Origin of the sequence: Pallidibacillus pasinlerensis (genome assembly GCF_009996845.1) — a bacterium.
Classification (GTDB): Bacteria; Bacillota; Bacilli; order Bacillales; family Caldibacillaceae; genus Pallidibacillus; species Pallidibacillus pasinlerensis.
On the sequence record NZ_JAACYS010000003.1, the window covers coordinates 15,352 to 27,929 of the forward strand.

Genomic DNA, 12,578 nt, shown 5'->3' on the forward strand with positions numbered 1-12,578 from the left:
AGAAACTGATTCTCTTTTCATAATAGCAATTATACTGTTTTTTATTTTAAGGAGGAATACGCATGGTTGAAACAAATGAGAATACAAATCAAGAACTAAATGAAGTAGAAGTACAAAGTTTTGAAGTAGGGGATTTCGTAACTGGACAAGTTACAAAGGTGGATGAAAAACAAGTAATTGTACAAATCCCAAATAGTAAAATGGATGGAATTGTACCAATTAGTGAGTTATCACCTCTTCATATAGAAAAAGCTGAAGATGTTGTTAGTGTTGGAGAAGAATTAAATTTATTAGTAATTAAAGTTGAAGAAGATGCAATTATCTTATCAAAACGCCGTGCTGATGCAGAAAAAGCATGGGAAGAATTAGCTGAAAAATTCAAGAACAACGAATACATCGAAGCAGAAATCGGTGATGTTGTTAAAGGTGGATTAGTTGTAAACGTTGGTGTGCGTGGTTTTGTACCAGCATCATTAGCAGATGATCGTTATGTTGAAGATTTAAATGAATTTAAAGGAAAAACACTTCAATTTAAAATTGTTGAATTAGATAAAGAAAAAAATCGTCTAATTCTATCTCATAAGGATGTAAAATTAGAACAGAAAGAACAAAAGAAAAAAGAAGTATTGAGCAAGTTACAAGTTGGGGAAGTATTAAAAGGAACTGTTCAACGCTTAACTGACTTCGGTGCTTTTGTTGATATTGGTGGAGTAGACGGTCTTGTTCATATTTCACAACTTTCATTTGAACATGTATCCCATCCTTCCGAAGTTGTAAATGTTGGCGATGAAGTAGATGTGAAAATTCTTGCTGTTGATGCTGAAAAAGAACGTATTTCATTATCAATCAAAGAAACATTACCTGGACCATGGCATAATCTAAGTGAGAAATTAGCGGTTGATTCTGTTGTCGAAGGAACAGTAAAACGCTTAGTTTCATTTGGTGCTTTTGTGGAAGTGTTACCAGGTGTTGAAGGTTTAGTTCATATTTCACAAATTTCCAACAAACATATTGGTACACCTCATGAAGTTCTTGAAGTTGGACAAACGGTTAATGTAAAAGTTTTATCAATTGACGAAGAAGAACAACGTCTGTCTTTATCAATGAAAGAACTTGAAGAGAAAGTGGAAGAAGAAAAAATTGAATTACCAGAAGAAAACCGTGGTTTCCAACTAGGGGACATGATCGGTGACCAATTAAAGAAATTGAACTTATAATTCCTTTAATAATATTATTCATAAAAGGTAATTACAAAAGTAAAAATTATAAACAAAACTTAGGAAATAAGATGGTGGCAGCGACTCGAAAAAATGCTTCACATTTTTTCTGCGGTGCAGAATCAGTGAGGCATATTCAAAGTCCTGCGGGACAAGCGTGATTTTTGAGACCCCGCAGGCGAGCTTGCGAGTCCGAGGAGGCTCAAGACACGCCCGCGGAAAGCGTCCGCCATCAATAAATGTTTAGAGCTGTCTAAAAATAGATAGCTCTTTTTTGTATTGGAAAGTAAGGTGAATAATTATTACTTTTTGTTTGAAATTACATATTTTTGTTCATAATGGAAACGATAGGAGGTAGAGTTAATGCCTGGGTTTCTATTTTTCTGGTTAACATGGTCTAGTTGGATTTATGTCACATTTATATTAAGTCGGACAAATTCTTATCGTTTCCGTATCGCCTTTTGGTTACTCGTAATTATTTGCACTTCTGTTTATGAAATAACAATTTATGAGTTCACTTATACAACTGCATTACTTATCATCTTCATCATAAGTTTAACTGCATTTATCCATAATTCATTTATAAACTTACACTATGTGATGATTCGAATTTTAATTATTTCCATGGCATCGTCAACAAGTTTGTTTGTCTCATTTTATGATCCGGTATGGTTTTTTATTGATCAACCCTTTATGAACAGTATTGTTATCGCTTTCTTAGGCATTGTTTTATTTAATAACTTTAAAGAACGAATCTTTGGGACGACAATTGGTATGTGTTTATCAGAAGGTATAAGTTTTATTACATTGAAAAAATTAAATATCAATTATACGATGGGTTCTTTAACGGTACTTGATAGTTGTGCATTAACTTGTTTTATGCTTTCTGTTTGGTCTGGAGTCGAATTTTTACAATCGCATTATAGTCAAAGACAAGTAAAACTGAAAAAAGGAGAAACAGTACAAAAATGAGCATATATTTATACCCGGTTTTATTCGGTATTGTGTGTGGCATAATATCACGATTATTAATGTTAAGAACAGACTACCGTCAATATCCAACATATTTACATGGGAAGATTATCCACATAGCTTTAGGGTTTATTGCCTCAGTTCTTGGTTCGATTGCAATTCCATCATTGATTGAAGGTAATATTACAGCAACTACCTTTTTAACGGTGGCTGCTTCCCAATTTCGTGAGGTTCGTAATATGGAAAGGAACACGTTGGAACAACTTGATCAGTATGAGCTTGTATCTCGTGGTAATACGTACATCGAAGGTATCGCTGTCGCTTTCGAAAGTCGTAATTACTTAGTTATATTTACATCGATGGCGACAACTTTGTCATTTATATTATTTGATTTTTGGGTTTCAATAATTATTGCAATTGCCTGTATATATTTGTCTCGGCTGTTGATGGATGGAGGTAAATTGAGCGATATTTGTGAAATTGAATATGTTAAACCACATTTTGAAGGTGAAGGTTTGTATGTTGATAATATTTACATTATGAATATTGGACTTCCAGAAAGACAAGAGGAAATAATGAAATATGGAATGGGGTTCATTTTAACACCGAAAAACTTTAATGCCAATACAACACTTGCAAATTTAGGGCAGAGACAGGCAATTTTACATGATATTTCAACAGCTCTTGGAATTTATAAAGACTCTGGTACGCCTGCCTTAACACCTTTAGCGAAACGAGACTTAGAAGATGGACGTGTCGGTATATTTGTTTTACCACAAATTCGAGATATTGATAAAGCGATTAAAGTAATTGGCAATACACCAACATTAGAAAATGCTATTCGTATGCCAACCGAGAGAAAAAAGCAAGAAGGAGGCAATCGCAATGACGCTTGAGAAGGTGATTCTTGCTGTATTGACCACCAATCCAAAAAAAGCCCCTTCTGGTGTAGCAGTTTTCCATTGTGATAATGAGACTGAGATGTATAGAATTGGTGCAAACTTGGAAGCCATATTAGATGGAATAGCTCATAAATTAACGGAAGAAATTATGATTATAGTAAAACATTAATTGGCATTAGTACATTTATTTGGTAAAATATATAATTGTGCTGATAGATCGTTAAAGAAAGCTGTCTAGGGAACTCTACCTTTATAGGCAGCTATTTCTTTTTATATATGGATTTGACAGTTTATTGATTAATCTAATGAAAATGAGGTGTATACATATGGCTCTACCTGTGGTTGCAATTGTTGGAAGACCAAATGTAGGAAAATCAACGATATTTAATAGAATTGTCGGTGAACGAATTTCAATCGAAGAGGATGTTCCAGGTGTGACAAGGGACAGGATCTATGGTAAAGGTGAATGGTTAAATACTGAATTTAATATTATTGATACAGGTGGAATCGATATTGGAGATGAACCGTTTTTAGATCAAATACGCTCACAAGCACAAATTGCCATCGATGAGGCAGATGTTATTATTATGATAACTAGTGGTCGAGATGGAGTAACGAGTGCGGATGAAGAGGTAGCGAAAATTTTATATCGCTCCAAAAAGCCTGTGGTTCTAGCTGTAAACAAAGTAGATAATCCAGACATGCGTGATCAAATTTATGATTTTTATGCACTCGGTTTTGGTGATCCGTACCCAATTTCTGGTGCTCATGGTATCGGATTAGGTGACATGTTAGATGAGGTTGTGAAACATTTTCCGAAGAAGGAAACGAAAGCATATGAAGATGATGTTATTCAATTTTCTTTAATTGGAAGACCGAATGTTGGTAAATCATCTCTTGTTAATGCAATTTTAGGAGAAGAAAGGGTTATTGTAAGTAATATAGCTGGAACAACGAGGGATGCGGTAGACAGTCCTTACACATATGATGGACAAAAATATGTTATTATAGATACAGCAGGTATCCGTAAAAAAGGAAAAGTATACGAGAGTACTGAGAAGTATTCTGTACTCCGTGCTTTAAGAGCAATTGAACGTTCAGATGTTGTTCTTGTTGTTATAAATGCAGAAGAGGGAATAATTGAACAAGATAAGAAAATTGCAGGATATGCCCATGAAGCAGGAAGAGGCGTCATTATTGTTGTAAATAAATGGGATGCAGTTGAAAAAGATGAAAAAACTTTACAAGAGTTTGAAAGAAAAATAAGAAGTCATTTTCTATTTTTAGATTATGCTCCTATAGTATTTGTTTCTGCGAAAACTAAAAAACGACTTCATACTTTATTACCGATGATTCAAACTGTAAGCGAAAACCATGCATTACGAGTTCAAACAAATGTGTTAAATGATGTAATAATGGATGCAGTTGCAATGAATCCAACTCCAACCGATAAAGGAAGAAGATTAAAAATTTATTACATTACTCAAGTGTCAGTTAAACCACCGACTTTTGTTTTATTTGTAAATGAACCTGAGTTGCTTCATTTTTCATATGCACGATTTATAGAAAATCGTATTCGAGAAGCTTTCGGTTTTGTTGGAACGCCAATTAAAATAATTCCACGGGCTAGAAAATAAAAGAGGAAGTGAAACTATGTCTCTTGAAAATATAACGGTTTTAGGAGCGGGGAGTTGGGGAACCGCATTAGGTATCGTTTTAGCAGATAATGGTCATAACGTTCGTTTATGGTCATATAATGAAGAACAAGTAAATGAAATAAATAATTTGAAAACAAATGAAAATTATTTACCGGGTATTCAGTTACAAGAAAACATTCGTGCTTATGTAGATTTGCAAACAGCATTAAAAGATGTTGAAACTATTGTTATTGCTGTGCCTACAAAAGCTATAAGAGAAGTAGTACAAAAAGTTAGCAAGATTATTAAAACACCTAAAACGCTTGTTCATGTTTGTAAAGGGATTGAGCCAGATACTTTGAAAAGAGTATCTGAAATAATCAGGGAAGAAATGCCAGACGATTTGATGAAAGATTTAGTTGTATTATCTGGACCATCCCATGCCGAAGAAGTGTCTAGACGTCAACCTACGACGGTGGCTGTTTCCTCGGAAAATATTGCTGCAGCTGAATATGTACAAGATTTATTTATGAACAACAACTTCCGTGTTTATACAAATGAAGATATAGTTGGTGTTGAAATTGGTGGAGCCTTAAAAAACATTATTGCCCTAGCAGCCGGTATCTCAGATGGATTAGGATATGGTGATAATGCGAAGGCAGCTTTAATTACTAGAGGATTAGCCGAAATAACCCGATTAGGAACAAAAATGGGTGCAAATCCATTAACATTTTTAGGTTTAACGGGTATTGGTGATTTAATTGTTACATGTACAAGTGTTCATTCGCGAAATTGGCGAACAGGTAATGCGTTAGGTAAAGGTCAATCATTAGAAGAAATATTAGCTGAAATGGGACAAGTCGTTGAAGGTGTTAGAACAACTAAGGCTGCTGTCCAACTAGCTGAAAAATATAATGTTACCATGCCAATTTCTTCAATCCTTTATAAAGTATTGTTTGAAAACTTAAAACCTAAAGAAGCAGTTGATGAATTAATGAGTCGAAGAAAAACCCATGAGATGGAAGATATAACTAATATGTTAGGAGAAGTATATAAGCAATTATAAATTGTTTTACACATATAAAAATATTTGTTAAGAGTATTTGTGTTCAAAACAGATGAAATAGGCCTTCGATTATACATAGTAACCATGTTTTGCATAATATACTATGAAATTAAAATAATCGGGATGGGTAGATTGTCAAAAAATGACCGAAGGAAGTGAGTGCCCCCACTTTCTCGGTCTTTTTTTATTTCGGATAACTATATTAAAAAAATATTTTACAAAAGATAATTTGTATTAACTTCAATCAAATGGCGTTTTTATAAAACACTAAGATATCAATAATTCTAAAACATTACAACTTTCAGATATTATGGTAAAATAGACAAGAACAAACAAGCATATAGAAATGAAGGGGGAGTATATAATGTCTCCAGCAATGATGAAAATGTGGATTTCATTTATAGCGATGGGAATGATGTTTTTATCTGCGGTATTTATATATTTGAGCCGTTATAAATTTAAAAAGAGATTTTTTCGTATCTTTACAGCCTTCGTTGCTTATGGATTGATGATTTATGCAGGGATTATTATGATGTTACTTATTTTCTCTGGTCCAACACCTGACTAAGAAAAGAGGAGATTAGTAATGAAACAGATTATTAGGGTTTTTAGCCTTATATTTGTAAGTTGTATTTTATCTGGTTGCTTATATCCTAAAGAAAGAATTGCACAGCAAATTCCAGCAGAAACGTCTGTCCAACAGGTTCAAGAAGCTGTAGAAGCTTATCAATCAGAAAATAATGGTCTTTTACCAATAAAAAATAAAGACTCAGAAATGGATCAATACATAAAATATTTAATTGATTTTACGAAACTTGTTCCACAATATTTACCTGAAATCCCCGCTAATGCATACGAGGCTGGTGGTGTTTTTCAATACGTAATTATAATCCCTGAGACAAATCCAACAGTGAAAATTTTTGATATGGAAATAGCAGAAAGAATAAGAGAAATAAATATTCGATTGTCTATGCAAAAATATCCACCATTTAAAGAAGTTATACAAGATAACGTATTTAGCCTAGACTTTAATAAACTAGGATATGAACAAGAGCCTGTAATAATAAGCCCTTTTTCTGGTCAAAATTTACCATTTATAATCTCGAGTGATGGAGAAATTTATGTTGACTACAGTGCAGATATATATCAAATATTACAGGAAAAAGACGTAGAACAAGTTGAAAAATACAAAGATCTCCGCTCATTGTTAGTCGAAGATTCAATATTTGTGCCAGCTTATTCACTACCTTATATAATTGATGACTTTGGCGCACCTGTTTTTATTATTAAAAATTAATGATTAAGTCATAACCCTGAATCTTACAAATATATTGTAGGAGAGGGGTTTTTTCGTTTTAAATGAAAATGAAAAAGGAGGTAAAAAAACATAAATTGTAGTCATAAGTTGTATGGACAACATCATAAATATGTATTGTCCAATATAGTAAAAACGGATAAATTATCCCAGTTATTGAAGAACGGGAGGGAATTTTTTGGAAAAGTTCGATATTTTTAAAGACATTGCAGAACGAACAGGTGGAGATATATATGTCGGTGTCGTAGGAGCAGTTAGAACCGGTAAATCCACATTTATTAAAAGGTTTATGGAATTAGTTGTTTTACCGAATATTGAACATGAGGCAGAAAGAACACGAGCCCAAGATGAACTGCCACAAAGTGCAGCAGGAAAACAAATTATGACTACAGAACCAAAATTTGTGCCGAATCAGGCTGTAACAGTTCATGTTGATGAAGGACTAGATGTAAATGTTCGCCTTGTTGACTGTGTAGGATACACCGTACCTGGTGCAAAGGGCTACGAAGATGAAAATGGACCAAGAATGATAAATACACCTTGGTATGAAGAGCCAATTCCATTTCATGAAGCGGCCGAAATTGGTACGCGAAAAGTAATTCAAGAACATTCCACAATTGGTGTTGTAATTACTACTGATGGTACTATCGGTGAGATTCCACGAGAAGATTATGTAGAAGCTGAGGAGCGGGTAATTGAAGAGTTAAAAGAAGTTGGAAAACCATTTATTATCATCATTAACTCAACACGTCCATTTCATCGTGATACTGAAAACTTAAGAAATGAACTACAAGAAAAATACGATATTCCAGTCATTGCAATGAGTGTAGAAAACATGAGAGAAGCAGACGTATACAATGTATTAAGGGAAACATTATTTGAATTCCCTGTATTAGAAGTGAATGTGAATTTACCAAGTTGGGTTATGGTCCTAAAAGAAGATCACTGGCTAAGAACTAGTTATCAAGAAGCGGTGAAGGAAACGGTAAAGGATATTAAAAGGTTAAGAGATGTCGACCGCGTTGTACAAAATTTTACTGAATTTGATTTTATTGAACGAGCAGGACTTGCTGGTATTGATATGGGGCAAGGAATTGCAGAAATTGATCTTCATGCACCAGATGAGTTATATGACCAAGTGCTTAAAGAAATTGTCGGTGTAGAAATACGTGGTAAAGACCATTTGCTAGAATTAATGCAAGATTTTGCTTATGCGAAAAAGGAATATGATCAAATTGCTGACGCTTTAAAAATGGTTAAGCAAACAGGATATGGTATTGCAGCACCATCGATTGAAGATATGAGTCTTGATGAACCAGAAATTATCCGCCAAGGTTCAAGATTCGGTGTTCGCTTAAAAGCAGTAGCGCCTTCTATTCATATGATTAAAGTTGATGTTGAAAGTGAATTTGCACCAATTATCGGTACAGAAAAGCAAAGTGAAGAACTCGTACGTTACTTAATGCAAGATTTTGAAGACGATCCGTTATCGATTTGGAATTCAGATATTTTTGGAAGGAATTTAAATTCGATTGTCCGTGAAGGAATTCAAGCGAAATTGGCACTAATGCCTGAAAATGCAAGATATAAATTAAAAGAAACACTCGAAAGAATCATAAATGAAGGATCAGGCGGACTGATTGCAATAATATTATAAAAATTAGACTCCAAAAAATTGGGGTCTTTTTCTTTTTTGGCTTAATAAATAAAGATGTACTAAGAAATCGAATTATTAAAGAAAAGATGTTTAAATAATGAAAAAAAAGGAAAAAATATTTATATAAAATTAAGTTGAAATTGTTAGATGTAAATTTTGAAAAAAACTCGAAAAAACCGCTTAATTTCAACATTTATTCTTGCTATGCGTCGGTGATTGTGATAATCTTTTAACAGAATTGTTCTTGATAATCCTTCCAATTAAGGGAAATAAGAACATTTATTAATTCTAAAACAATGCAAAGACTTGCATAATCACTCTTTGGGAGGAGGTGAATGGCATGAACAAAACAGAATTAATCGAAGCAGTTGCTAACGCTACTGAACTTACTAAAAAAGATGCTTCCAAAGCAGTTGATGCTGTTTTTGATACAATTTTAAATGCTTTAGCAAATGGTGAAAAAGTACAATTAATTGGTTTTGGTAACTTTGAAGTTCGCGACCGTGCTGCACGTAAAGGTCGTAACCCACAAACTGGTGAAGAAATTGAAATCCCAGCAAGTAAAGTGCCAGCATTCAAACCTGGTAAAGCACTTAAGGAAGCAGTTAAATAATTACATAAAAGTTTTATGTAAAAATGGAGAGTCTATTAATGGACTCTCTTCTTTTTTTATTTTGCAAGTTATCGTCAGTAAATCATGTCAACTATAGTAAAGATAACGAATAAAATATGATAATGAATTCTTAAATCCTTTAATATTTCTTCTTTGCTCGATTGGTATAGGTATGCTAAGATGTAATAGATTATAATAATATTTATCAATTTTTAATATACATAAAATAACTTATGAAAATATTTACTTTTTAATAACTAAATGAAATAAAGGAAGATTGTAATGGAAACAAAACGTTCTAATAATAATGATTTTGTAGTTATAAAAGCATTAGAAAACGGTGTTAATGTCATCGGACTAACTCGTGGATCTGATACGCGTTTTCACCACTCGGAAAAATTAGATAAAGGTGAAGTTATGATTGCTCAATTCACTGAACATACTTCAGCAATTAAAATCCGTGGTAAATCACAAGTTTTAACGCCATTTGGTGAAGTATTTTCAGAATAATTATAGGAATTTGCTAAAGTTTATTCCTTATAAGAAGAGCATTATATTTTTATGATATAATATGTTTATATTGTCTGGAAAATTACGGTTAGATTATGGGGTTTGAAGGTGATCAAGTGCACTTAGAAGAATCATTTGTAATAGAAATGCAAGAAAAAATTTACCAAAATATGTATCATTCCTATTTATATAAATATATTCAAATACCGAATATCGATGCGAACAAATTATATTTACTTCTATCCGTTTTAAAAGCAAAAAATCTTCCGATAGAAAAAATGGAATCGATTGCGAAGACTGTTATGTTTATTCAAGTAGCCCTTGATTCCCATGATCTTGTTAAAAATGATATGGATTTTAAAAAATCAAATATAACTACATTAAAAGAACAACAGTTAACCGTTTTAGCTGGTGATTACTATAGTGGATTATACTACCGAACATTATCCCATTTACCTGAAATAAATTTAATTAAACAATTGGCACGTGCAATTAAAATTATTAATGAACAAAAGATAAGAGTATATAAAGTCGAAATCAAATCTTTTGATGATTATATGATGAGTATGCAACAAATTGAAACGGTATTATATCAAAAATTGGCATCATACTATCAATTATCTGACTATGAAATTATTTCAACGAATTGGTTACATACGAATCATATTTTAAAAAATAAAGAAAAATATATTGGCTATTTAATTGAAAATAATTTAATTGAAATTTCGAATGAGGATCCGAAGCTTTTTGCAGAAAATAAATTAAATCAATATATACAAAAATTAAATGAACAATTACCAAAATATATCGAAAATGAAACGGTTTATAATAAATTTATAAAAACGTCTTTTGTTAAGAATTTTGAACCGCCTATTGTTAGGTAAGTTAGTAAATGTACGAACAAACTTAGATATATTCAAATAAAAGAACCAACTTGATTTTTATGTCTTATTAATCCCAAGGGGCGAGTCTAAATGGAACAATCAAAAGAAGAGAAAGTTCATCGAGTTTTTGAAAGTATATATCATAAATATGACAAGATGAATTCAATTATAAGTTTTCGTCAACATATTCGCTGGCGAAAAGATACAATGAAACGAATGAATGTTCAAAAAGGGAAAAAAGCCCTCGATGTTTGTTGTGGAACGGCTGACTGGACAATTGAAATGAGTAAAGCTGTCGGAGAAGAAGGGGAAGTAATAGGGTTAGATTTTAGTGAAAATATGTTAAAGGTCGGCAGAGAGAAATTAAAAAAAGAACAAATTAAAAATGCTAAGTTAATTCATGGTAATGCAATGGAACTACCTTTTGATGACAATTCCTTTGACCATGTCACAATCGGCTTTGGTCTGAGAAATGTTCCGGATTATATGCAAGTGTTAAAAGAAATGTATCGGGTCGTTAAACCAGGGGGAATTGTAGCTTGTTTAGATACATCACACCCAACTATGTTTGGTTTTAAACAAATTTATCAACTTTATTTTCGATACATAATGCCTCTATTTGGCAAAATTTTCGCGAAAAGTTATCAAGAATATTCTTGGCTTCAAGAATCGACTTTTAAGTTTCCGGATGCTGAAAAGTTGAAAAAAATGTTTGAAGAGGCTGGATATACAAATGTAAGTTTTAAAAGATACTTTGGTGGGGTTGCTGCCTTACATATCGGTTACAAGCAAGAGGAGAATTAATGGTATGGACAAGCTAGGTGGAACAAATGAATTATAAAAAAGTGTATTCAATTTTGAACAAGGATTTAAAAATTATAGAAAAAGAATTAGAAAATGTACTTGAAGCTGATTCTCCAATATTAAAGGAATCGTCCTTACATTATTTGCAAGCCGGAGGAAAAAGAATCCGTCCGGTCTTTGTCCTTTTATCGGCAAAATTTGGTGATTATAATATCGATACAGTTAAAGATGTTGCCGTAGCGCTAGAGTTGATTCACATGGCTTCGCTCATACATGATGATGTAATTGATGATGCATATACAAGAAGAGGACGTCCTACTGTCAAAGCAAAGTGGGATAATAAAATTTCGATGTATACTGGGGATTTTATATTAGCTCTTTCGTTAGAAATTATTACATCCCTTGAAGATCACAATGCACATAAAATATTATCTGATACAATAGTAGAGCTAAGTGTTGGTGAAATTGAGCAAATTCGTGACAAATATAACTTTGATCAATCAATAACGAATTACTTTCGAAGAATAAAGAGAAAAACGGCTCTTTTAATTGCTGCTAGTTGTAAACTTGGCGCAATCGCAGCTAATGTACCTTCTCACTTACAAAAGAAGTTATATTATTTTGGTTACTATGCTGGAATGGCATTTCAAATTACTGATGATATATTGGATTTTACTTCGACGGAAGAAAAACTAGGTAAACCAGTTGGTGGAGATTTACTTCAAGGTAATATTACTTTACCGGTACTATTTGCGATGAAGGATCCTGAATTAAAACAAAAAATATCAACAGTACATGAATTAATGGATCCTGATGAACTTCATAATATTATTCAACTAATCATTAATACAGATGCAATTCAAAAATCGAATCAAATTTGTACGATGTATTTAAATAAAGCATATGAAATGTTAAGTGATCTCCCTGAAAATGATACAAAATTAATGTTAAAAACGATGTTAAACTTTATAGGAAAACGGAATTTTTAATTTTAATTATGT

At 32.6% G+C, this 12,578-nt stretch carries 14 protein-coding genes; all 14 read left to right on the plus strand.

The genetic code is table 11. The features are described 5' to 3' along the window. The first annotated feature begins 62 nt into the window (after window positions 1–62). The 14 genes from rpsA to hepT all read left to right on the plus strand — a co-directional run bounded on the left by rpsA (window position 63) and on the right by hepT (window position 12,566). Window positions 63–1,217, plus strand: a complete 1,155-nt coding sequence (rpsA, locus tag GW534_RS01060; protein ID WP_161919202.1) for a 30S ribosomal protein S1 — start codon at window positions 63–65, stop codon at window positions 1,215–1,217. Window positions 1,218–1,580: 363 nt separating this feature from the next. Beyond that, window positions 1,581–2,189 (plus strand): YphA family membrane protein, encoded by a 609-nt coding sequence (locus tag GW534_RS01065; protein WP_161919203.1) that lies wholly within the window; start codon window positions 1,581–1,583, stop codon window positions 2,187–2,189. Further along, window positions 2,186–3,085: a YIEGIA family protein gene (locus GW534_RS01070; protein ID WP_161919204.1), complete on the plus strand. Its 900-nt coding sequence runs from the start codon at window positions 2,186–2,188 to the stop codon at window positions 3,083–3,085. The genes GW534_RS01065 and GW534_RS01070 overlap by 4 nt, the downstream gene beginning before the upstream one ends. Then, entirely contained in the window at window positions 3,075–3,260 is a 186-nt protein-coding gene (locus GW534_RS01075) for a capping complex subunit for YIEGIA (protein ID WP_161919205.1), read from the plus strand. The genes GW534_RS01070 and GW534_RS01075 overlap by 11 nt, the downstream gene beginning before the upstream one ends. Window positions 3,261–3,417: 157 nt before the next feature. Further along, a complete protein-coding gene (gene der, locus GW534_RS01080) occupies window positions 3,418–4,728 on the plus strand; it encodes a ribosome biogenesis GTPase Der (protein ID WP_161919206.1) in 1,311 nt (436 codons plus the stop codon). A 16-nt stretch (window positions 4,729–4,744) separates the two neighbouring features. Continuing rightward, a complete protein-coding gene (locus GW534_RS01085) occupies window positions 4,745–5,794 on the plus strand; it encodes an NAD(P)H-dependent glycerol-3-phosphate dehydrogenase (RefSeq protein ID WP_161919207.1) in 1,050 nt (349 codons plus the stop codon). A gap of 364 nt (window positions 5,795–6,158) precedes the next feature. Next, entirely contained in the window at window positions 6,159–6,362 is a 204-nt protein-coding gene (locus GW534_RS01090; RefSeq protein ID WP_161919208.1) for a DUF2768 domain-containing protein, read from the plus strand. An 18-nt stretch (window positions 6,363–6,380) separates the two neighbouring features. Further along, window positions 6,381–7,091, plus strand: coding sequence for a hypothetical protein (locus GW534_RS01095; RefSeq protein ID WP_161919209.1), 711 nt, complete (start codon window positions 6,381–6,383; stop codon window positions 7,089–7,091). A 196-nt stretch (window positions 7,092–7,287) separates the two neighbouring features. Then, window positions 7,288–8,766: a stage IV sporulation protein A gene (spoIVA, locus tag GW534_RS01100; protein WP_161919210.1), complete on the plus strand. Its 1,479-nt coding sequence runs from the start codon at window positions 7,288–7,290 to the stop codon at window positions 8,764–8,766. 340 nt (window positions 8,767–9,106) lie between these two features. Continuing rightward, window positions 9,107–9,379, plus strand: a complete 273-nt coding sequence (locus GW534_RS01105) for an HU family DNA-binding protein (RefSeq protein ID WP_161919211.1) — start codon at window positions 9,107–9,109, stop codon at window positions 9,377–9,379. Window positions 9,380–9,661: 282 nt separating this feature from the next. Further along, entirely contained in the window at window positions 9,662–9,889 is a 228-nt protein-coding gene (gene mtrB, locus GW534_RS01110) for a trp RNA-binding attenuation protein MtrB (protein WP_161919212.1), read from the plus strand. A 95-nt stretch (window positions 9,890–9,984) separates the two neighbouring features. Beyond that, complete coding sequence (locus tag GW534_RS01115) at window positions 9,985–10,773, plus strand: heptaprenyl diphosphate synthase component 1 (RefSeq protein WP_161919213.1); 789 nt, start codon at window positions 9,985–9,987, stop codon at window positions 10,771–10,773. A 90-nt stretch (window positions 10,774–10,863) separates the two neighbouring features. Next, the gene (locus GW534_RS01120; protein WP_161919214.1) at window positions 10,864–11,577 is read left to right on the plus strand and encodes a demethylmenaquinone methyltransferase; all 714 of its coding nucleotides are present in this window, start codon (window positions 10,864–10,866) and stop codon (window positions 11,575–11,577) included. A 26-nt stretch (window positions 11,578–11,603) separates the two neighbouring features. After that, the gene (gene hepT, locus GW534_RS01125) at window positions 11,604–12,566 is read left to right on the plus strand and encodes a heptaprenyl diphosphate synthase component II (protein ID WP_161919215.1); all 963 of its coding nucleotides are present in this window, start codon (window positions 11,604–11,606) and stop codon (window positions 12,564–12,566) included. The last annotated feature ends 12 nt before the right edge of the window (window positions 12,567–12,578 follow it).

Bases quoted from the DNA above. Each gene is read 5' to 3' on its own strand.
- rpsA (WP_161919202.1), top strand. From the start codon at position 63: ATGGTTGAAACAAATGAGAATACAAATCAAGAACTAAATGAAGTAGAA.
- GW534_RS01065 (WP_161919203.1), top strand. From the start codon at position 1,581: ATGCCTGGGTTTCTATTTTTCTGGTTAACATGGTCTAGTTGGATTTAT.
- GW534_RS01070 (WP_161919204.1), top strand. From the start codon at position 2,186: ATGAGCATATATTTATACCCGGTTTTATTCGGTATTGTGTGTGGCATA.
- GW534_RS01075 (WP_161919205.1), top strand. From the start codon at position 3,075: ATGACGCTTGAGAAGGTGATTCTTGCTGTATTGACCACCAATCCAAAA.
- der (WP_161919206.1), top strand. From the start codon at position 3,418: ATGGCTCTACCTGTGGTTGCAATTGTTGGAAGACCAAATGTAGGAAAA.
- GW534_RS01085 (WP_161919207.1), top strand. From the start codon at position 4,745: ATGTCTCTTGAAAATATAACGGTTTTAGGAGCGGGGAGTTGGGGAACC.
- GW534_RS01090 (WP_161919208.1), top strand. From the start codon at position 6,159: ATGTCTCCAGCAATGATGAAAATGTGGATTTCATTTATAGCGATGGGA.
- GW534_RS01095 (WP_161919209.1), top strand. From the start codon at position 6,381: ATGAAACAGATTATTAGGGTTTTTAGCCTTATATTTGTAAGTTGTATT.
- GW534_RS01105 (WP_161919211.1), top strand. From the start codon at position 9,107: ATGAACAAAACAGAATTAATCGAAGCAGTTGCTAACGCTACTGAACTT.
- mtrB (WP_161919212.1), top strand. From the start codon at position 9,662: ATGGAAACAAAACGTTCTAATAATAATGATTTTGTAGTTATAAAAGCA.
- GW534_RS01115 (WP_161919213.1), top strand. From the start codon at position 9,985: ATGGGGTTTGAAGGTGATCAAGTGCACTTAGAAGAATCATTTGTAATA.
- GW534_RS01120 (WP_161919214.1), top strand. From the start codon at position 10,864: ATGGAACAATCAAAAGAAGAGAAAGTTCATCGAGTTTTTGAAAGTATA.
- hepT (WP_161919215.1), top strand. From the start codon at position 11,604: ATGAATTATAAAAAAGTGTATTCAATTTTGAACAAGGATTTAAAAATT.